18 protein-coding genes are annotated in these 22,115 nt (G+C 45.8%); 8 read left to right on the forward strand and 10 right to left on the reverse strand.

What is annotated here, in order from left to right:
* The first annotated feature begins 473 nt into the window (after positions 1–473).
* Entirely contained in the window at positions 474–866 is a 393-nt protein-coding gene (locus tag WD077_05270) for a DUF1801 domain-containing protein (GenBank protein ID MEX0966625.1), read from the forward strand.
* Positions 867–875: 9 nt separating this feature from the next.
* Here WD077_05270 and WD077_05275 read toward each other — a convergent pair whose 3' ends face one another.
* From WD077_05275 to WD077_05290, 4 genes are all read right to left on the reverse strand, one after another.
* The gene (locus tag WD077_05275) at positions 876–1,628 is read right to left on the reverse strand and encodes a DUF2071 domain-containing protein (GenBank protein MEX0966626.1); all 753 of its coding nucleotides are present in this window, start codon (positions 1,626–1,628) and stop codon (positions 876–878) included.
* Between the two features lie 72 nt (positions 1,629–1,700).
* Positions 1,701–2,129: an SRPBCC family protein gene (locus WD077_05280; GenBank protein ID MEX0966627.1), complete on the reverse strand. Its 429-nt coding sequence runs from the start codon at positions 2,127–2,129 to the stop codon at positions 1,701–1,703.
* 264 nt (positions 2,130–2,393) lie between these two features.
* Positions 2,394–3,329, reverse strand: coding sequence for a DUF5996 family protein (locus WD077_05285; GenBank protein MEX0966628.1), 936 nt, complete (start codon positions 3,327–3,329; stop codon positions 2,394–2,396).
* A 53-nt stretch (positions 3,330–3,382) separates the two neighbouring features.
* Positions 3,383–4,093 (reverse strand): 16S rRNA (uracil(1498)-N(3))-methyltransferase, encoded by a 711-nt coding sequence (locus WD077_05290; protein MEX0966629.1) that lies wholly within the window; start codon positions 4,091–4,093, stop codon positions 3,383–3,385.
* An 18-nt stretch (positions 4,094–4,111) separates the two neighbouring features.
* On the opposite strand from WD077_05290, the gene WD077_05295 reads away from it, so the two are divergent.
* Entirely contained in the window at positions 4,112–6,052 is a 1,941-nt protein-coding gene (locus WD077_05295) for a Na+/H+ antiporter NhaC family protein (GenBank protein MEX0966630.1), read from the forward strand.
* Between the two features lie 114 nt (positions 6,053–6,166).
* A complete protein-coding gene (locus WD077_05300) occupies positions 6,167–11,113 on the forward strand; it encodes an immunoglobulin-like domain-containing protein (protein MEX0966631.1) in 4,947 nt (1,648 codons plus the stop codon).
* A 102-nt stretch (positions 11,114–11,215) separates the two neighbouring features.
* Here the strand turns inward: WD077_05300 and WD077_05305 are convergent, their stop codons facing one another.
* From WD077_05305 to WD077_05315, 3 genes are all read right to left on the reverse strand, one after another.
* On the reverse strand, positions 11,216–11,869 hold the full coding sequence (locus WD077_05305) for a hypothetical protein (GenBank protein ID MEX0966632.1): 654 nt from the start codon (positions 11,867–11,869) through the stop codon (positions 11,216–11,218).
* A 167-nt stretch (positions 11,870–12,036) separates the two neighbouring features.
* Entirely contained in the window at positions 12,037–14,091 is a 2,055-nt protein-coding gene (locus WD077_05310; protein MEX0966633.1) for a thiamine pyrophosphate-dependent enzyme, read from the reverse strand.
* Between the two features lie 198 nt (positions 14,092–14,289).
* A complete protein-coding gene (locus WD077_05315) occupies positions 14,290–14,928 on the reverse strand; it encodes a class I SAM-dependent methyltransferase (protein ID MEX0966634.1) in 639 nt (212 codons plus the stop codon).
* A gap of 252 nt (positions 14,929–15,180) precedes the next feature.
* Between WD077_05315 and WD077_05320 the strand changes: the two genes are divergently transcribed.
* Positions 15,181–16,218 (forward strand): serine hydrolase domain-containing protein, encoded by a 1,038-nt coding sequence (locus WD077_05320; protein ID MEX0966635.1) that lies wholly within the window; start codon positions 15,181–15,183, stop codon positions 16,216–16,218.
* A gap of 59 nt (positions 16,219–16,277) precedes the next feature.
* Here the strand turns inward: WD077_05320 and WD077_05325 are convergent, their stop codons facing one another.
* The gene (locus WD077_05325) at positions 16,278–16,505 is read right to left on the reverse strand and encodes a PIN domain-containing protein (protein MEX0966636.1); all 228 of its coding nucleotides are present in this window, start codon (positions 16,503–16,505) and stop codon (positions 16,278–16,280) included.
* Positions 16,506–16,637: 132 nt separating this feature from the next.
* Between WD077_05325 and WD077_05330 the strand changes: the two genes are divergently transcribed.
* Together WD077_05330 and WD077_05335 are read left to right on the forward strand one after the other, a co-directional pair.
* The gene (locus WD077_05330) at positions 16,638–17,957 is read left to right on the forward strand and encodes a glycosyltransferase family 4 protein (GenBank protein MEX0966637.1); all 1,320 of its coding nucleotides are present in this window, start codon (positions 16,638–16,640) and stop codon (positions 17,955–17,957) included.
* A 28-nt stretch (positions 17,958–17,985) separates the two neighbouring features.
* On the forward strand, positions 17,986–19,224 hold the full coding sequence (locus tag WD077_05335) for an FtsX-like permease family protein (protein ID MEX0966638.1): 1,239 nt from the start codon (positions 17,986–17,988) through the stop codon (positions 19,222–19,224).
* An 88-nt stretch (positions 19,225–19,312) separates the two neighbouring features.
* Here the strand turns inward: WD077_05335 and WD077_05340 are convergent, their stop codons facing one another.
* Both WD077_05340 and WD077_05345 read right to left on the reverse strand, forming a co-directional pair.
* Positions 19,313–20,431: a hypothetical protein gene (locus WD077_05340; protein MEX0966639.1), complete on the reverse strand. Its 1,119-nt coding sequence runs from the start codon at positions 20,429–20,431 to the stop codon at positions 19,313–19,315.
* Positions 20,432–20,471: 40 nt separating this feature from the next.
* Entirely contained in the window at positions 20,472–21,257 is a 786-nt protein-coding gene (locus WD077_05345; GenBank protein MEX0966640.1) for a glycosyltransferase family 2 protein, read from the reverse strand.
* Between the two features lie 42 nt (positions 21,258–21,299).
* Between WD077_05345 and WD077_05350 the strand changes: the two genes are divergently transcribed.
* A complete protein-coding gene (locus tag WD077_05350) occupies positions 21,300–21,854 on the forward strand; it encodes a sigma-70 family RNA polymerase sigma factor (protein ID MEX0966641.1) in 555 nt (184 codons plus the stop codon).
* A 2-nt stretch (positions 21,855–21,856) separates the two neighbouring features.
* Positions 21,857–22,084, forward strand: a complete 228-nt coding sequence (locus WD077_05355; GenBank protein MEX0966642.1) for a zf-HC2 domain-containing protein — start codon at positions 21,857–21,859, stop codon at positions 22,082–22,084.
* The last annotated feature ends 31 nt before the right edge of the window (positions 22,085–22,115 follow it).

Raw genomic sequence — 22,115 nt, forward strand, 5'->3', positions numbered from 1 at the left:
TAGGGTTATGTAGCAATATATTTCCGGCTACGTAGCGATGGCGTTTCAACCCATCACGGGCACAAGTGATCCAAACCTACAATATTATTTACCGATCTTGTTTAGCACATTGACCGGGTAGGGTTATATAACAATATATTTCCGGCTACGTAGCGATGGCGTTTCAACCCATCGCGGGCACAAGTAATCCAAACCTACAATATTATTTACCGATCTTGTTTAGCACATTGACCGGGTAAGGTTACGTAGCAATATATTTCCGGCTAAGTAGCTATGGCGTTTCAACCCATCGCGGATTTTTGGCTATTCCCCCCTGCTCCGGTGCCGGAAGACTGAGTAGGGTTGAAACCCTACCCTACGTAGCAATAACATCCTGCTCCGTAGCGATAATGTTTCAACCCCTCGCGGCCACCGGGCAGAAAACAACGAAATTTGACCGTTGCCGTTTCATTAAAAAAACACTAAATAAAATTATGAACAAAGAAATTCAAGCTTATAACGATTTGCAATCAAAAGAAGATAAGGAGATCAGCAACCTTTTAGCTGAAGAAATTAACCGTGGTCTTCCGGAGGCAGAGAACAAGATCTGGCATGCGCATCCTGTTTGGTTTTTGGACGGAAATCCCATTGCAGGGTATAGCAAGTTAAAAGGTTGTATTCGTTTAATGTTCTGGAGTGGAGCCAGTTTTGATGAAGAAGAACTGAAGCCCGGTACCGGAAAATTTAAGGACGCCTCCATTCGCTATACCGATGCTGCCGAAATCAATCGCGAAAACCTGAAACGCTGGCTTGAAAAAGCAAGAAATATTCAATGGGATTATAAAAATCTCATAAAGCGAAAAGGTGGACTGGAACGCCTTAAATGAGAGTCGCGCTTATACGTTCTCCGAAAATACTGCCGAACCCAATTTTTTATTCCGTTCCTTGTCCCAGGCAATTACCTTAACGCCTGGCGAATAATGCGTGATTTCAGGCGAGTGGTTTAATAAACCGTTAAATTTTGGATAATCTAATCTCAAATCGCTGACCTTAATTTTATTCAACGGCCATTCAACATGGTGAATGTTAAATTCATTGATCGCTTTATCCTTGTCTTGAAATAAGGCATACCGTTCGGTCAGCCATTTATCAATCCCGGATTTGTGGGTCAATTGATTTCCTACTTCATATTTTAAATATAGTTTGTCTTTACTCTTAACATTTACGGAACTGCAAAGACCTTTATTTCGAATGATTCTTGAGTACCTGTAAGGCAGGCCAGAAAGTACTTTAGCTACCAGGCAGGAAATTTTGGATCCACATTCCATGCTAAGAAAATAAACTCCTTGTTTGCCCTTGAATTTAACGTATGTCCTGAAGTTGATTTCGTGAAAATTTGAAACAGACGGAAACGAAGGTAAGTTTCGCAGCCTGACTTTCTCCATAGTAAACGCAACCAATGAAACCCAGGATTCTCCGTTGTATTTCTCAATCTGCAAGTCCTTCGGTACTAACTTTCGTAATTCCTCATGATCAACCCGCCAATGAAGAAAAACCACATCATTCCATTCCTGGTAATACATCCATTTTCCGGAGGGAAGCGGCCAGGGCCTGTGTTCAGCATTATTTAATATTTCCTTAAATTTCAAAAGTTTGTATCGTATCCCATCAAATTTGCAAGTAAAATAATTTCCGTTACAATGATGTAATGAGCAAATATTTCAATCAGCGCTCCCACTGGTTTCCGTGTACTTCTTAAAGTTATCCAATATCGCCTGCCATCCTGATCGCTGCATTTCTACGTCATTTTCAGTTTCAGCGTCAAAAGTGGTGGTAACTTTAGTGGCTCCACCAAGGTTTTCAAAATCGGTAGTTGCCTGCCTCCCGTCCGACATGGTGTAGGTAATTTTCTTCTGGTCAATCACCTCGTCATAAACCGCTTCAAGATCAAATCCGAAACTTCCGTCTTTGGCCTCCATTCTTGCAAAATATTTTCCGCCCACTTTCAGATCATTTTCAGCCCTGGGGCATTGCCAGTCATCATTCGCAAAGTTCCACTGAGTAATGTGTCCGGGTTTTGTCCAATAATCCCACACCTTGCTGGTGTCTGCTGAAATGGTAGCACCAATCTTAACTTTTGTTCGTCCCATTGTAGTTATGATATTTAAAATTTCTGTTTTGATTATCATTAGCCTTTGCTGTGTCGTCCGTTACCCTCCCTGTATATTGCCGCAAAGTCGTCATTTTCACAGAGCGGTTTCTGTTCCGTATTTCCCTAAACGAAATTAATGCGTTCCGTTTGAAAAACGCTAAACCCGGATCATCAAAGAAATCCCTTCCGGCAGGATGATTTTTATGGGAATGGCATACCCAAAGGCGATTTTGAAACAGGATTACTTCTGTTCACTTAACATTCATTTCTCTATCTTTTTCCGGTTCCACTTTGCGGTGTTTGCAACAGCTTCGTAAGTGGTTTGCAGAAAATCATGCAATGTCTGTCCTGGGTTTTCTGCTTTTCGCACATCCTCATATTTTAAAAAATATTCTCCCATCTGAGCATCGTAGAATGCCTCCTTTGGTAAAACCTTTTGGGCGCCAAACTCAGGAGCTGCCGGATAAGCGTATGCGTAAAAGACGGGAATAGGAAAAGCTTTGCTCCCAAGCCAGAAACCCGCGCTGCTCACTTCCTGTGAATAGGCTTCCTGCATTACTTCCAATGACATGTTGGGTACTCCACCCGGATGCAACGGAGCCGCATTACCTGAAAACCGGGTAACAGCAAGGTCAAACGCTCCCCAAAACAAATGAACGGGACTGGCCTTGCCAATAAATTCACTTCTGAACTTATGAAAAACTCCATTCGCCCTAAGCATGGCCTGCCAAATAGAAGAAGATGCTTCCGGATCGTATGACTTGTTAACGGTATTATCAGCAAATGGAATTGCCGGATCCACTTCGTTTGGACTCGGATGAATTTCTACATCAATGCCGATGCTCCTCAATTTATCAAACAATTCATGATAGAATTGAGCAACCGTCATGGGTCGTAAATCCATTTCTGCCACGTCAGTGTCAGAACAGTGCATAAAGATTTTATGCTGTTTAAAATCAAAGTCAATTTGAAAAACCAGTCCCCGGTAAGGAATGCCATGTGTGGAAAATCCGGTAGATGTAATGTAGAGCGTGCAATGCCAGGAGTGATTTTGCCAGGGCATCGTCCTCAGCCGGATCTTTCCAACAATTTGAATCCATTGATGGAGCGTTTCGATGGTGTCCTGCATTTCAGGAAAATTAATCTCCGGCCATCTCGGAGCACTATTTTTATTTTTAGTAAGGCTGATCGCGTTCATGTGAATATCAATGTTTGTGTATGGCAAATGTAGGGACGCAAAATTTTGCCACCCTACATTTGCCGGTTCAGCACATGGACCGCGGCTACGGCCATGAACGCTGCTGTTTCCGTGCGCAGGCGGGTGTCTCCCAGGCTCACTTCTGCGAAACCTTTTGCACAGGCCAGGGCCACCTCATCAGGGGTAAAATCTCCTTCTGGGCCAATCAGTAGGGTGACATCTTTTCCTTTTTTATATTGCCTGGCAAGATGCTGCTCCGTACCCGTTTCGCAGTGGGCGATGAAACATTGCTCAGGATGTTCCCTTTCCAGATAATTTTCCAGAGGCATAATTTCATTAATTGCGGGAAGAAAAGCATTCATGGATTGCTTCATGGCCTCCACCACTATTTTGTGCAAACGATCGGGCCGTAATCGGCTGCGCTGGGTGCGCTGGCAATTCACAAAGCTGATCTCCGATACGCCAATTTCTGTGGCTTTCTCCAGAAGCCATTCTACCCGGCTCAGGTTTTTGACAGGTGAGAGCGCCAAATGGATATTGTAATGCCGCTCCTGCTGCTGCTCCAACCGCAGGTTTCCGATTTGCGCTTCCTTGCCGGCAACTGCCATCAACAGGCCTTTAAAAATGCTGCCTTTGCCGTTGGTAATGTATATTTCATCGCCAGAACGGAGCCGGAGCACTTTCAGGGCATGGTGCGTTTCATCTGCATTCAGCAGAAATTGATTTACATTAGTCGCCACATTGGGATCAAAAAACAGGTTCACGCGGGGTATCCATTTTATATGACGACAAAATTAGAGAATCTGCTCAGGGCTGCGCTGCTCACCTTTCTGCTTGCAATACTCCCGGCAACAATATTTTCCGCTCCATACCACAGCTTTTCTGCAGAGTTGCCAACCCGCATCGTGGGCAAAGCAAACGTGGAGGGCTCCATAGTCCTCCTAAATGCTGATGGAGCTGTTGCAGAAGCGATTTCTGATACACTGCATTTTCAGGTCAACGGAACGGAAACGGCTGTTGCCGTAGTGAATGGAAAAGGAAACTTTTCTGTAACCGTTGCCGAAAGCCGTACGATTACAATACAGGACCGTGAAGGCCATTCGGTTGAATTGCAGGTGACTTCGCTTCCCTTCTGGCTGAGCATATTGCCACCACTCATCGCCATTCTCTTGGCGCTTATTTTCCGGGAGGTGATTACTGCACTTTTCCTGGGCGTTCTCTCCGGATTATTAATTCTAAATGGGTTCGATTTCAGTGGCCTTATGTTATCCCTGCTGCGTTTTGCCGATACCTATTTGATTAATGCTATTTCTGATCCCGGACATTTATCGGTGATTGTATTTTCATTATTAATCGGGGGCATGGTGAGTCTCGTTTCCGCAAACGGGGGAATGACCGGGATTGTGAAACTTCTGACGCGCTATGCCAATTCATCCCGCAGGAGCCAGTTGGTGACCTGGTTCCTGGGCATCCTCATCTTTTTTGATGATTATGCCAATACACTGATCGTAGGAAATACGATGCGGCCGCTGACTGACCGCTATAAGGTTAGCCGTGAAAAGCTTGCATACATCGTTGACAGCACGGCTGCTCCTGTCGCGGCCATCGCATTTATCACCACCTGGATTGGGGCTGAACTGGGATACATAAAGGAAGTGGCGGATGCCCTGAACCTGCAGGAAAGCCCCTACTCTATTTTCCTCAATTCATTGAAATACGCATTTTACCCCGTTTGTGCGCTGTTTTTTATGTTAATGCTCATCCTGATGGGCCGGGACTTTGGGCCAATGCTTAAGGCGGAAAGAAAAGCAAGAACAGGAAAAGATGAAAAGCTGGATGCCACAGGGCAGCTGCAATCACCGGCAGATGAAGGCAGGCCCGAAATGCGTGCAGCATGGCTCAATGCATTCCTGCCGGTTTTTTCGCTGGTTGCTGTTGCCTTTGGTGCTTTGTTGTATACCGGGTATAGCGAATCAGTATGGAGTGATCCGGGTTTAGGGTTTCTCACCAAAATCGCGCTGACCCTGGGCGAAGCAGATGCTTACCAGGCATTGCTTTGGGCTTCGTTCCTGAGCCTGCTGCTGGCAATTGTCATTACTTTAGCAAGGCGGGTTATTTCACTTCAAAAAACAGTGGAAGTAATTACCGAAGGAATAAAATCCATGTTCATGGCCATCATGATCCTGATACTGGCCTGGGTGCTTGCCGCACTCACCTGGGAGCTGAATACGGCTCAGTTTATCGCGAGTGCATTCAGCGGAAATGTGAATCCACTACTGTTGCCTTTTATTGTGTTTTTAATATCCGCGATCGTTTCTTTTTCAACCGGCTCCAGTTGGGGAACTATGGCGATCTTATATCCGTTGCTTCTTCCTGTGAGTTATCAGCTTAGCCGGGAAGCCGGTTTTTCAGAAGACCAGACCATGGAATTGTTTTATGAAATCACATCCGTTATTTTAGCAGGGTCAGTATTTGGAGATCATTGCTCTCCGATTTCTGATACCACCATTTTAAGTTCCCTTTCTACCTCCTGTTCGCACATAAGCCATGTGCAAACCCAATTGCCCTATGCCGTAACCGTTGCTTTGACGGTGATGGCAACAGGCCACCTTGTATCAGTGTTTATTCACATCCCCTGGTGGTTGAGTTATTTAATTGCTTTTGCCTTGCTTTTTTTAACGGCCCGGTTTGCGGGAAAACAAGTTGTTCCGCTCAGAAGTTGAAGATGTTATTACTGTTTACTTTCTTTGCAAAAAGCTGGAATGTTGAATACAGTTCCTTCTTTCGCAAGCCGTAATTTGTTTGTTCATTTTTCATTTTTTAAATACTTAATACCTATGACACGTCCTTTTTTACTTGATTTTCTCTATGACAGGCGTCAGGAGAGAACGACAAGAAGTTTGGCCAAAAGCCGTCACTTGTCATCTTGGCTCAGAAAATTAATTTTCATTTTAATAGTTAGTGGTTTTTGTTCGGAATTAAATGCTCAAATTGAATTCACATTAGGTACCGGCAGTGCAGGGTCAAATACAGGAACCAGCTACCCGGCTCCTTATGGAAACTACTGGTGGGGAGCGAAACATCAGTTTCTTATCCGGGAGGCAGAAATGACCTCTGCCGGTGCTACATCAGGTGATCTTGATGCGCTTGGATTTAACGTAGTGGGTGTAGAGGGTACGGCCTTGCAGAATTTTACCATCCGAATTCAGCATACCACGCAAACAGCGCTTACCAGTTGGACCACTTCGGGCTGGACCACCGTTTTTAACGCGAGCTCCTACACGGAAGAACTGGGCTGGAACATGCACGAGTTTAGTTCTCCTTTCTCCTGGAATGGTTCTGATAACATCCTTATAGAAGTATGTTTTAACAACGGTAGTTTTACTAATAATGCTTTAACCGCGTGGGATACCTACAGCTACAATGCAAGCATTGAATACCATGCAGATCTTTCCGGGGTATGTGCAAGTACCAATACATCCGGAACCCATCAGAACCGGCCGCAAATTCGATTTCAGCGCTTTGTGAACGATGACGTAAGGATTACTGCTTTCCTCGGCCCGGCCAGCGGTTGTAACCTGGGAACAAATGAAAATCTGGAAGTTACCGTCAGAAACACCGGACTGAATAATATGGCTTCGGGAGACACGATTCCGTTCGGTTATACCATCAATGGTGGCAGCGTGGAACGGGATACTATGTTTCTGACATCAGCTCTGTCCAGTGGTTCAACCCGGAATTTCACTTTCAGTAATTCTGAAGATCTCAGCACAGCCGGAGAGTATGACATCGTACTGTGGACGGAATACCGCCCTGACCTTGTACCCGCTAATGATACTATAAATGTTCAGGTAACAAAAATCCCGTTTGTCAATACTTTTCCATACACGGAGGGATTTGAATCAGGCAGAGGTGGCTGGACCACCAGCGGCACAGACAGGTGGGAATGGGGATCGCCTGCAGCGGGCATAACCTCTGCGGCCAGTGGCACGCAGGCATGGATGACTGACCTGGATGGCGATTATCAAAACAATGACGAAGCTTATCTCATTTCTCCATGTTTTGATTTCAGCGAAATGAGAATTCCATTTCTTGCTTTTTTCCTCAATTTTGATACGGAAACAAACTGGGATGGATTGGAAATCCAGGCTTCGACTGATAACGTGTCCTGGAATAAAATTGGCGCGACAGCACCCGGTTTCTATAATAACACCAGCGCTTTTGGCAACCTCGCTCCCCCCAAGTGGAGCGGCAACAGTAGTGGATGGCAGGAATACAGGTTATCACTCAGAGATCTCACAGGAGAACCCTATGTCCGCTTCCGCTTTCATTTCAGTTCGGATGGCTCGGTTAGCGGTTATCCGGGAACCGCAATGGATAGTTTCCGCGTAATTGATTCCTGCTCTTTTGCTACCGGAATTTCACCGCTTGTGGACTTCTCAGTGCCTGATACTATTTATACCAACAGCCCGACAACCTTCCTGAACACTTACGCTGAGCAAATCAAATTTAACTACGGCAGCCATAATTGGTATGTAGACGGCAGCCACGTTTCCAGTCAGTTCGACCTGCGCCATACTTTTACCGCTGCAGGCCAGTATGATCTGAAACTGGTGACGCGGAGCTGCTGGGGGCTTGACAGTTCTTCGCAAACCATTACGGTGCATAATCCTACCCGGAAGCCAGAGGCCAGCTTTATAGGTGACAAAAACCTTGTAGAAATATTTGAAACAGTGCAACTCACAGATCTTTCCCTCTATGGCCCCAGTTCCTGGGAATGGATCGTGCGGGCACCTACTTCCGCATATTTCTGGATTTCAGGTACCGAGTTTTCTCAAAACCCCGGCATTGCGTTTAATGATCCCGGCATTTACAGCATCTGCCTGGTCGCGACCAATGCTTCCGGTTCTGATACCATTTGCAACCAGGACTATATCGTGGTGAAAGGCAGCCAGAATATGTGTGTTTTTCCATTTTCTACAGAAGTGCCGTCCGGTAATCTTTATGATGACGGAGGGCCTAATATTGATTATGGAGCGGGCCACAATGGTATAAACCTCTGTGCGTTTTTAATTGAACCGTGCGCCAGCGCTGTCATATTGCAGCTCAACGAATTTGACCTTGCAGGAGGGGATTATTTGCGCGTATATGATGGCGAAGATGCAACCGGTATTCCCCTCTGGAACACAGGTTCATCTCCCAACGGGATGACGGGCCAGATTACCAATGCCAGCGTAGTGGACAGCCTGGTTGCCAACAGCGGTAAAATGTACATCGAATTTGAAACCGATAACAGCACAGCCACTATTGATGCAGGTTTTGCCGCTGAATGGTCTACCATACCCGGCAACTTCACTCCGCCTGTTGCTGACTTTACAGCTACAGATACAACCTGTGTGGGAATTCCCACCTCATTTGAAAACCTGAGCACAGGCCAGAACCTGACTTATTCATGGGATGTAAATAATGACGGTATCCCGGAAAGCAGTGCCCGCAATCTTACTTACAGCTTCTCCTCCACCGGCATTTATAATGTAAGGATGAGAGTCACCAATTGCGGAGGTTCCGATTCTATGGTTAACAGAGTGGTGGTAGTTATTCCTAACCGCGCTCCCGGGCCACGATTTGCTGCCGATATTCTGCGTCCCAACGTTGGCGAAATAGTGCAACTGACGGATACAAGCTCTTACTGCGTCAGCGACTGGACCTGGACGATCACACCTTCCACTTTTGATTTTGAAAATGGAACGGATGAGCATTCAGTGCATCCGGAGATTTCCTTTAATGCTCCCGGCCAGTACACTGTGAAACTAATGGTAAGCAACGCCAGCGCCTCTGATTCTTTGACCAAAACCAATTATATTGAGGTAGTGAACTACTGCACTCCGGCTGTCTCCAATCTGAATGCAGATGTAGGGATCAGCCGCGTGAGCCTGGGCACGATCAACAATTCTACCCTGGCCGGAGCCAGCAATTATACTGACTACACGGCTACGCATTCCACCACGCTTGAGAAAGGCGGCAGGTATGGCATTACGCTGGAACGCGCCACCAACAACAACTCAATGTCGCGCGAAGCCTGGATTGACTTCAACCAGGATGGCGACTTTGATGAGGTAACCGAATCCATCGCCTTGGAAACAGGAGCGAAAACCCTGAGTTTCACGGATTCGTTCACTGTTCCTGCAAGCGCACTTACAGGCGCTACAAGGATGCGGGTAGGAGCAGGTTTTGGCAACCAAACCACCAGGCCCTGTGGTCCGCACCAGTTTGGCGAGTTTGAGGATTACCGCATTATCATCAGCCCGGACATAACGCCTCCGGTCATTGATCTCATTGGTGCCGATACCGTTCGCTTAGCGCAATGCGATCCTTACAACGAAGATTCAGCCGTGGTGACTGACAATGTAGATGGCATCATCAGCAGCAGCGTGAATATTGATAATTCGACCATCAATACATGCCAGGTAGATACATTTTACGTAACCTATAATGCTACCGATGCCTCTGGTAATGCTGCCATAGAAGTAATCCGGGTGGTCATTATTACGGAAGATACCGTGAAGCCCGTGCTGACACTTTCCGGACAAAATCCTGATACGATTGAGGTTCACACTACCTATACAGAACCCGGATATTCTGCGTCAGATAATCTGGACGGAAACATTACATCTGATGTGGTGGTCACCGGATCTGTAGATACAGCCGTTACAGGAAGTTACCAACTCACCTACACCGTTTCTGATGCGCAGGGCAATACGGCCGTGGAAACAAGGACGGTTGTGGTGATGGACCGGACAGCTCCGGTTGTTACGCTTAACGGACCTGCGATTGACACCATCGAACTTTGTTTGCCCTATAACGATTCGGGGGCAACGGCTTCTGATAATTACGATGCCAGTGTCAACATCATTGCAACCGGAGAAGTGGATACCATTATCCCCGGCACGTACATCCTTGATTATTGCGCAACAGACGATGCGGGCAATGGTCCTGCATGTATTTCCAGAACCGTAGTGGTAGTGGATGAAACGCCTCCGGCAGTGGCACTAATTGGAGAGGACACGCTCACCATCGAAGTGTATACTTCGCTTGATGACCCAGGCCTTACCATTGATGATGGCTGTAATGAAGATTACACCGTTACCACCGGTGGCGACTGGACTGGAACGGCTGACGATCGCGGCTGCTTTACCCTATGGTATTTTGTTACGGATGCTTCCGGCAATAGCGACAGCATTTCCCGGACAATATGCGTAGTAGACGAAACAGCGCCTGCCATTAGGCTAATAGGTGATCCGGTAATTTACCTGGAGCGCTGGGAAGTTTGGAATGATCCTGAAGCAGAGGCCACCGATAATTTTGATCCGAATCCGGAGATAATTATTGGAGGCAACTTTGTGAACACTCAGCTCGAGGGCGATTATTTCATCACCTACCAGGCAGAGGATATGTCCGGCAATTTGTCTGAAGAGATCTTTAGACTAGTGAAAGTAACCGAGCCCACTACCGGTATTGATTCCGAAAACCTCAGTAACAGCGTTGAGCTATTTCCCAACCCTAACAGCGGAAGGTTTAACCTGCGGCTGGGGCTGGCAAATGAGGAGCACGTCCGCATCAGCATCCTGAATACGCTCGGCCAGGAACTACAGGTTGTGGAAGATGCTACAATTGCTTCTAAGGATTATAGCATTGACCTCAGCACCGAACGGAGTGGAATCTATTTCGTACGGATTCAGGCCGGTAGTCAAACGGTAATGAAGAAAGTGACAATTAACCGGTAGCATTTAATTTATTTTTAACTGAAAGGGGTTGTGGCTTTTTAGCGGCAACCCCTTTTTTTTTAATAGCTGAGGAACAATTATTTTGAATAGGTTTTTGATAAATTAATTTTCTCTTATTATATCCACCTTTGTGTCAGTACTTGAAAATGGTGCTGGCCAACCCGTATATTGATCCGTTCTGATATAGAGAAGTCCACGTTTCCCGGAAGAAGTATTTTTAAATCCAAATACTTGTCCACGGGAAAGTATTACCGATTCGGGACTATGCGTCTGTCTTCCTCCTATGCAACTTCCTTCAGGGAAAATTTCATGGGGCGCTAATACAGTACTCGTATCAGAAAAATAAGTTGCAATCTTGCCTTTATCTGCCTGTGCTGCATCGAAGTCTGCTTTTGTAAGTGTAGTTGAGTAATATCTTGTTTCCACGGCTGTACTTAACCAGGGATTATAATAATCATCCCAATACCAAACCTGAGACCGTGCAATGGGGTCAAAGAATCCAGCTTCGACATAGTCATAATTAAATATAAAGGTAATATCAATTTTATCTGTCATTGTCTTTGCTTTACCCGAATCAACTGGTGCCGACATACTTCCATCTGTTGAGAAGTAGGCATTCTTTGTATTAAAAGTAAGGTTTAGGAATACCCCGGAAACTGCAGGTGTGGGTGTATCATCTTCTTCTTTTTTGCAACTTGTAAATAAGACAATGCATAACATGGTAAGCATCGCGATTAATTGATTTTTATTTTTCATTTTATTTTGTATTTTACTTTGTATTTAATTTCCTACTTGTAAGTGCTTTTCGGTTTCGCCACCTCCTCACCGGCCAACCTGCCAAAAGTAAGTAAAACTAACATTACCAAGTACTGGCTGCTAAAACAATGGGATTTTGTGAATGCTGCAGCGGACATCTGCTCAATCTACCAGCCCAGGAGTTCCTCAATTTTCTTTGCCACTTTTTCAGCGCTAGGCAACATCAGTTTTTCCATGGCCACATTCAGCGGAACGGCCGGGAGGTCTATAGCGCCCATTGTCATGACGGGAGCATCCAGTTCTGTAAAGCAGTTTTCCTGAATGCGGCAGGCAAGCGCCTGGGCAAAGGAATTGTTCAGCGTTTCTTCGGTAAGCACCAGGCATTTGTTGTGGCGCCTGACAGCCTCGTACACCGCTTCATCGTCACATGGCACGAGCGTGCGCAAGTCAAGGATCTCTATCTGTCCGGGATAATTCTTAGAGGCATTCAGCGCCCAATGTACGCCCATCCCGTATGTTACGATCACGATGCTTTCGCCATTGTCAATCCGCTGCTGCCCTGCTTCCTGAAAAATGCGGGCTTTGCCAAAAGGAATGATGTAGTCCTCATCAGGCTCAGGCGATTTTGCGGCTTCGGTGCCGGGCACTTTGCTCCAGTAAAGGCCTTTGTGTTCCAGCATTACCACAGGGTTCGGATCGTGATAAGCCGCTTTCAGTAATCCCTTCATATCGGCTGCATTGGAGGGATAGGCTATTTTAATTCCCTTCACAGGGGTGATCACCGATTCATGACAGCCGGAGTGGTAAGGGCCTCCGCCACCATACGCACCGATCGGCACCCGGATGATGGAACCTACCGGGAACTTGCCCATCGTCAGGTAACAGGATTTGCTCATCTCTGTGATGAGTTGGTTCAGTCCTGTAAATATGTAATCGCAAAACTGCACCTCTACAATCGGCTTGATGCCCACGGCTGCCATTCCTCCTGTAGAGCCAATAATGTATGCTTCCTGGATTGGCGTGTTGAATACGCGGTCATCCCCGTATTTCTGGCCCAGGGTTGCCGCTTCGCGAAAAACGCCACCGAGGCGCTTGCCTACATCCTGGCCGTACAGAATGCACCTTTCATCATCGCGCATCAGTTCGTCAATGGCATGAAGGGCCGCATCTACCATTATGGTTTTTTCAGCACCTGCCGGGGAGCGCTCGCCCTTTTCTTCGGTTATAGAAGTTGGCGCATACACATGATGCATGAGCGATTCAGGTTCCGGATCGGGCTCAGCTTTGGCGCGCTCAAAATCGCGGGCCACCAGCTTGATTGCCTCTTCATTAATTTCCGCCAAGTCGTCATCTGTAATCTCATGTTTATTTTTCAGATACGCCTCCATCCTGGGGATGGGATCGCGCTGCCGGTGCAGGTCGAGGTCGGCATTATCACGGTAAAACTCCATTCGGACGCCTGACGTGTGGTGGCCCAGAAGCGGACAGGTGGCGTGCAGCAGCAACGGTTTGCGTTCGTTGCGAACATAGTTTATTGCCTTAAACATCGCCTCATAACTTTCGCTGAATTCGGTTCCATCCACCTTCATCCGGTGCATTCCTTTAAAACCAGCGGCAAATTCATAGGCATCCATCGCTGCCATTTCATCGCTCGTTACGGAAATTCCCCATTCATTATCCTGCACCAGATAGAGCACCGGCAGGTCGTTCAATACCGCCTGCTGAAACGCCTCGGAAACTTCACCTTCCGTAATGCAGCCATCACCGAGGGAGCAAAGCACTACAGGCTTTTCTCCAGCTTTCAGGAGGTTGCGACCTTCGAGGTATTTGAGGCCGTGCGCCATGCCTGTTGTAGGAATGGCCTGCATTCCCGTAGCACTGCTTTGGTGCGGGATGGTAGGAAATCGCGGATCGTTGCTGGAAGGATGCGCATAGTAGCTGCGGCCGCCAGAAAATGGATCGTCACGCTTGGCCAGCAGTTGCAGCATAAGTTCGTAGGGCGTAAAACCCATCGCCAGTAAAAACGCATCGTCACGATAATAAAATCCGCCATAGTCGTGCGGTTTCAGTTGCAGTCCGGCAGCAATCTGTATGGCCTCATGGCCGCGGGCGGTGGCATGTACATAGTGCGTGATCTGCCGGTTGGCGTCATAGATCGCAAACATGGCACGTTCTGTACACATCAGGCGGTAAGCTTTCAGCAGCAGCTCCTTCTCAAGCATGAATTCTTTCTTTTATTGAACCGGCCAAAATTAGGGAAAATGCACAGCGAATGAGGCGTAAAGCGCAGGAACGTTCAATGGACACCCGGCTGTCCATCCTATTTAAGTTTTTAAAAAATGATTATTAATATTTAATAAAAAATAAATATATGCGAAAAATTAAATTAAGAAGAACAGTACCTCTTCGATTAATATTCATTATTTCTTTTGAAAAATAAAAACCCGGTTATCAGTATTATAAATTAAATTCCAATTAAAATTAGATTCTAAAAATGTCATCGTTTTCTTGTGAAAAAAAGAAACATGAGCCCGGTCACGGGTATAATACCAATTCTTAAAAAGGTCAAAGCTTTCCCAGATTTCCGTCATCACAATTAAATATCCGTTTTTATTCAATAATAATTGCAGCCTTTTCATTTCGTTTGATGGATAAAAAAAATGTTCAAAACACTCTGTAGCAAAAATAAAATTGTAGGAGGCATCGGCATCCAGTGCAGGATAAAAGAGCGGATCATAATGGTCACATATAATGTCATGCTTTTCGAGAAGCCTCGATATTGTGGGTGCCGGGCCACAACCGAAATCCAGACCTCGCATCTCAGGGTTTAAGTATGGCAGAGCCGGATTCACCGCCCGGTTCAGAAAATTCACATACCCTGCCTGCTCTATTCCATTGTTATGCTCCAGGTATCGCTTCTTCTCCTCGGCTGCCGGAAGAAAATACTTCTCATCTGCATGAATCAGAAAACAACGGTCGCAAAACCAATACTTCCTGCTATCTTTTCCTCTGACCTCTTTCTTCAGATCCTGCGATAAACACAATGTGCAATGAGCCATTCAAAATTAATTTTATAGGATAGGATTCTTGCCTGACGCAAAATTCGCTAACTAAATTAAAATAAGGCAACTATGCTTTTGCCTGTATGAGAGCAAAAGCCAGATAAGTAAATGCATAATTCGTTGTAGAAGCATGTGTTGAGATACGGCATCTTTAAAACAAAAACCCGGATATTCAATTTCAAGGAAAAATTTTCGCTACCGGTTTCCGTTTCATCCGAATGTCTTTGCCACTACTCTGAAGTACAGTTTATGAAAATGCTATTGCTCTTGGCTTTAATTGCCATACCCTTTTTCTGTAACGCCCAGGATTTAAAGAATAAACATTTGGATGAACTGTTCGACCGGCTGGAGACAAAGAACCAGGCTATGGGCAGCTTCAGCATTGCGGAAAAGGGTAAGGTTGTATATCAGCGGGCGTTTGGGTACGCCAGCCTTAATCCGGAGATAAAAGCGGATAGCACAACTCGCTACCAGGTGGGTTCAATCTCCAAAACCTTTACCGCTGTTATCATCCTGCAAATGGTGCATGAAGGAAAACTCTCGCTACAGGAGCCATTGTTCAGGTTCTTTCCCAAATGGCCGCAGGCAGAGCAGATAACTATTGAGCAACTGCTGCGACATCGTAGCGGCATTCATAATTTCGGAGAAGACCGCTCAGAGAAATACAGCCTGGTGAATCCACAGACAAGGGAAGAGATCCTGGAAATCTTTGAGCAGGCTCCGATTGACTTTAAACCGGGCAGCCGTGCAGAATATAACAATGCCAATTATGTGGTATTGAGCCTGATTGCAGAAGAAATTGACGGCACCTCTTTTACTGAAACCTTTCAGGCAAGAATTGTAAAGCCATTGCAGCTCCGGTATACTTATGTGGGCCGGAATGCGGGACAGCCCAGCCATGAGGCTCAGTCGTATTATTGGCGAAGAGGCTGGCAAAAGCACCCGGAAGGAGATCTGTCAACACTCATGGGAGCCGGAGCGATAGTTTCTACGCCAGCAGAGGTGAACGTCTTCTTTGCAGCGATATTCAATGAGGAATTCTTCCCGCAGGAAATGATATCAAAAATGATCTCCCTGGAAGATGGTTTTGGAATGGGTATTTTCCGCTACCCGTTTAACCACCGCTCTTGTTACGGTCATGCCGGCTCCATAGGCGCCTTTGAGTCCATGGCCGCCCATTTCCCTGACGAAGAAATCAGTTTTGCCCTTTGCCTCAATGCTACACGAAGGCCACTGAACGATGTTTTGGTCGAGGCGCTGAAGGTTTGGTTTGGAGAGTTCGACTAATTTACCATGCGGAAATCGTGAAACCGGATATTGAGGGAGAGGAACTAAAGACATCCCAGTCAAGCAAATGGATTCTGCACCTTCATTCCAAGAATTTGCTGACCATGATTTGAATCTTCAGTAATTAGTACAGAACAGTTAGCCCTGTCTGCCGCAGCAACAATTAACGCATCCCAAAATGAAAGTTGCCGGGTAAGCATAATATCCAATGCTATTTGCACCACAGAAAGGGGAGTTTCAACTATTTCAAAAAGATCGGGCTGACGGCAATAAGCCTCAACGATCATTACTTTTGTGCGGCCATAACATTAACGCTCGTTCACATTTACAAGCCGATATGAGAAACCAGATTTTTCCCGTCATACCTGCGTTTTGCATTGATTACCGGGAAGTTTCGCTAAATGTTATATATTCTGAGAATGGCTAAACCGCTGAAGCTACTTATCCTAAATTATTATTGGCCTCCGGCAGGAGGTTCTGGCGTACAGCGATGCCTGAAATGGGCAACCTTGTTACCGGAAATGGGAATTGAAACCGTGGTGCTCACGGTGGACGCTGACCAGGCGAATTATCCGCTTCGTGATGAAAGCATGATGAAGGAAGTACCGGACTGGCTTCCCGTTTACCGCACTTCTACGCTGGAACCTTATGGCGTATACAAGCGATTTGCAGGTAAAGGAAAGGTGCCTACCGCAGGGTTTGCAAATGAAAGCAACCCTACGCGACTTCAGAAATTTTCACGCTTTATCCGGGGGAATCTTTATGTGCCGGATGCCCGCAGAGGCTGGAACCAATTTGCGATACCCAAAGCCCTGGAAATTGCGGCAAAGCATAAAGTAGATGCAATCCTCACTTCCAGCCCTCCGCATAGCACTCAACTCATTGCCAGAGCCGTAAAAAGGAAAACCGGTTTGCCGTGGATAGCAGACCTGGCCGATGCCTGGACTGAAATATATTGGTACCCTGAGCTGCGCCATTTGCCTTTTGCCAAAAGAAAAGATGCTGCGTATGAAAGATCGGTAATGGAAGAATCGGATGCCGTGGTCACCATTAGTGACTTGCTCAAAGAACAGTTTATGGCAAAAGCTCCGGGAATTTCAGATGAAAAATTTACGATTATTCATAACGGCTATGATGAATCGGATTTCAACATGCCTTCCCGGCCACCCAAAGACAGATTTATTATCACCTACACAGGAACGCTTGCGGATTCATACGAACCGGATATTTTCTGGAACGTGCTAAAAAGAATGGTGGAGGAAAATCCTGATGTGGCCTATACGCTCAGGTTTGTAGGCGATCTTTCTCCGGGTATCAAGTCTCACCTAAAAAGGCTAGGATTAGAAGCTAATGTAGAATATACGGGATACGTTTCCCATGCAGAAGCTGTGGAACTGATGATGGCCTCCACGGCATTGTTGCTCATTATTCCAAAGTTCAAAGCTGATGTGGGAAATTTGCCCGGTAAAATTTACGAATACCTTCGCGCGCAGAAACCCATTTTCAATATTGGGCCACCGCACGGAGAAAGTGCCAAAATTATAGAGGAATGCCAGGCCGGTAAAACCTTCGGACGAAACCAGGAAGATGAACTTTACCGCTATTTCTTTGATCTTACCCGCCAATGGAAAAATAATCCTGACCTTGACATCAGCCTGGAAAATGCTCCCTACCAAAAGTTTTCACGCCTGAATGAAACAAAGCAATTGGCAGAAATTGTGAAAAAAATAACATCTTAAGCTTTCTCTGAACCGTAGCAAATCCCCTATGAATTTCTCATTCTTTGTTGCCCGCAAATACTTCTTTGGAAGCAGAATTTCAAATGTAATTCACATTATTTCAGCCATTTCGCTGCTGGGCGTAATGGTAGGCACTTTCGCATTGATAGTGGTGCTGAGCGTTTTTAATGGATTTGAAAATGTGGTGCTTTCACTTTTCAATTCATTCGATTCAGAAATTAAGATCACGCTGGCTGAAGGCAAGTTTTTCCATCCAGATTCAGCACGATATGATGAACTGGCGCAGCTTCCGGAAGTCCGCGGCATAACCCCTGTGCTGGAAGATAATGCCTTGCTGAAGTATGACGAAAACCAGGAGATTGCCACGCTAAAGGCCATCCGGCCCGAGTATCTTGCTACCACAGGGATTGATACGATGATATACGTAGGGGAAAGTATTCTGCTCGAAAACTCCATTCCTTTTGCCTTGCTGGGAGCCGGGGTGGCCGGCAAAATAGGTGTAAACATCTTTAGCGAATTCAGCCGGTTGCAGGCATTCTATCCAAATAGAGATGCTAAGCGAATTATCAGCCTCACGCCTGACAGGGCCTTTATCCGGATGAATATTTTCCCGGCCGGTGTCTTTTCCATTCAGCAGGATTTTGATTCGAAGTATGTGTTGGTGCCGATCTCCTTCGGGCGGGAGCTATTCAACGAACCGGAAAAGGTTACAGCAATCGAGATTAACCTGCAGCCGGGGGTAAACCTGGAAAAGATGCGCGAAAAAGTGGAGACACTGACAGGTCCCAAATTCGTGGTGGAAGACAGGTTTCAGCAACACGCCTTGCTATACCGCATTATGAAAACAGAAAAAATTGCGGTTTACCTTATCCTGACTTTCATCCTGCTGATTGCTGCCTTCAACCTGATAGGCTCGCTGGTAATGCTGGCCATTGAGAAGAAAAAGGATATGTCCGTTCTGAAAAGCATGGGCGCAAATGCCGGGCTTATTCGCAGAATATTCCTGTATGAAGGAATGTTGCTTTCCGGAATTGGTGCCGTGGTGGGTATTGGCCTTGGATATTTAATCTGTTGGTTGCAGCAGGAGTATTCGCTCATTAAGATAAATAGTGGGAGCACTTTCGTGCTCAAAGCTTATCCTGTAGATTTTCGCCTCACGGATTTCGTCCTTGTTTTCTGCACTGCTATTGTTCTCGGCCTCATCGCTTCTTATCTGCCTGCACGCATTGCATACAAGCAACTCAATGTAGCAGATTTGCATAAATAGAAGGCACCCTGTATAACCAAAGAAGCCCCGCAATGATTCGCGAGGCTTCCTTATTTGCTATTTGTTATTAAGGATCAATGAAAGTGTGCTACACTGCCGTGTTCGCTTCCTCAAAATATCTTTTGATAAGTGCGACCTTCCCAAATTCTTCCAACCGGCCAGCCGATACAAATACGATCTTTCCCCCCTTATCCAGCACCATTTCAATAAGATCGTCCACCGCATCTGCCATCCGGCCATTGTGCCGGCCATTGTCGCTCAGCGCAATATCGAATCCATCTTCCCCGAGGTAGCCTTCATGATGATAGCCTTCCTCTACCAACAGTGTATCTACGTTTCCGGTGCTTACAGCTCGCCAGGCCTCCCTCAGCCCCTGCGAAACTTTTTTCTTTCCGATTGCCTCACGGAGGCGGGCCATATTTTCATCAATGGTTTTTTGGATGTAACCATCTACCACCGGCTGTAGTGCCTGTCTCAGTTCATGCACCGGTTTGCTCCCGGTTTTGCCCTCAATTGTTTCGATCACATATCGCGCTGATTTCGCGTGCTCCTTAAAATAACTGACCGGCTTGGTTGTGCCCATGACAATAAGCGGAAAGGAGTCGTTCTTCAGATAATCGAAAAGATTGTTGTCCACTTCATGGATGAACTTTTCCATGTATTTGTCTTTATAGTAGCCTTTTTCGCGGGCGTGAGGTGTGGGGGCCTCCACATTTTCCTGCGATGGGCTCAGGAATTTTGTCGGGAATTTTTCATCCATAATCTCCTGCAATTCATACCCATAGCCCATAAAGAGGCGCACAGGATCTTCTGATATATTTAATACCCAATATTGAAAAAGCCGGTTGGTGGCATAAACAAGATCACGGAGTTCAAAGGAATGATCGTCAATCACAATGCGTTCATCAGGTTTATAAGGAATATGCACGATCCGGGAAAAAGATGGCGTAGCGAAAATGCCCACCCCATTTAAGGTATGCTGGTAATCAATGTCCTTTTCAAGTCCCTGGATATTTTCCATGAGTTTATTGGCTTGCTCTCTGCCAAATTTCCTTTCAAGTTCTTTTTCAGTCTTCTGAATAAGCGTTTTCATTCCAATGGAATTCTGCTTGCTTTCCGGGAAAACCATTTTCATCGGAGCAATTATAGATACATAAGGTCCTTGCTGTTGCTTCCGTAAAAGATCAATTTCCTTGTTCAGATTCATATTTTCATTAATTTAAAAGGTGAAGATGAAAAGAGAAAGTTCAGGAGATTCTTTCCCTGGCGTTTGAATTTAATTGATAAAGCTTGGTATACCGAAGAAATCGTGAATAAGCTGAGAGTACTGCTATTACAAATCCATAGAATCCGTCCATAAAACCTCTCCTGATAAAATAGGTGCTGAAGAATTTCGCACCTGGTGAAAATACAACCTTCCATATCGAAAAATGTTTGCCTTTTGCCTTTAGTTCCAGGGCGGATAATGTGCTGAATTTGTTGATCTGTTCCACATGTTGTGCAACAGAACTAATCGTAAAATGATAGCACACTCCATTAAGCGTTCGCGGAACGATCCCGGCCTCAAGTTCAAGTTTTTCATGCACATAATCTCCGACCCATTTTGCCTGCCTGCGGTCAAATAATCGCACCTTGTAGTCAGGATACCAGCCACTGTGCCGGATCCATTTTCCGCAATAATTGTTGAGTCGATTGATGGTGAAGAACCTTTCTTTGCCGGATTTCGTTTGCGCTAATTCGTTCTGAAGTGCAGGAGACAGCACTTCATCAGCATCAAGAGAAAAAATCCAGTTATGCCGGGCAAGCGTGTTAGCAAAATTTTTGGTCTGGGAATATCCCATCCACTCGTGCTGTACAAAGCGAACAGGGAACTCTTTGCAAATTTGTTCTGTAGCATCGGTGGAAAAAGAATCCACAACCAGAATTTCATCCGCGATGCCCTGCACGGAAGCCAGGCAGCGTTCAATATTTTTCTCTTCATTATGAGTGATAATAACCACTGACAAGAAATTTTCATGAGTTTTACCCGCCATAAGCCTTCTTCAGATTTTCACTTAACCCAGCGATAAAGATACATGGTGCAGGAGCTGACCAAAGCAGAACAGGAGAAAATATTTAATGAGGAATTTCTCCCGCATATAGAATCTGTATACAATTTTGCCTTTTATTTAACCAATGATGAGGAGGATGCAAAAGATTTGCTTCAGGAAAGTTTTCTGAAAGCTTACAAATATGCAGGCTACTATCAGGAGGGAACGAACGCAAAAGCATGGCTGTTGAAAATTCTCAAAAATACCTTTATTAATGAGTACAGGAAAAAGAGCACAAAACCCAGGCAGCTTGATTATGACAACATAGAGGGCCGTGAGGTTTCTGAAGATATGGGCATTGTAGACCTGAGGCACGAGGTATTTAAAGAAATGATTGGCGATGAGATCACAAAGGCCATCAATGAACTTCCTGCCGACTACAGGCTTATTATACTGCTCTGCGATCTGGAGGGTTTCAAATATGAAGAAATTGCCAAGATCGTGGACGTGCCTGTCGGAACCGTGAGATCCAGGCTGCACAGGGCACGGAATTTATTAAAAGAGAAATTGGCTGATTACGCAAAGAAAAAAGGTTTTTAAAAATGGTTACTTGCAAGGATGTAGGACAAAAGGTGAATCTGTTGCTGGACAATGAACTGCCGGAAAAAGAACAGCAGGAGGTGCTGGAACATCTTCGGGAATGCAAATCCTGCTGTGAGCTTTATGAGGCTGAGGCACATCTCAAAAACCAGATCCGCAGCCAGCGGGGACATCATCCGGTTCCAAAAAAAGTGATAGAGGAAGTGACGGCCATGCTGAGCGGGCACTAAGAGAATCTCTACTTTTGAAGCCTACCACAAC

This window comes from Bacteroidia bacterium (assembly GCA_040880525.1).
GTDB lineage: Bacteria > Bacteroidota > Bacteroidia > CAILMK01 > JBBDIG01 > JBBDIG01.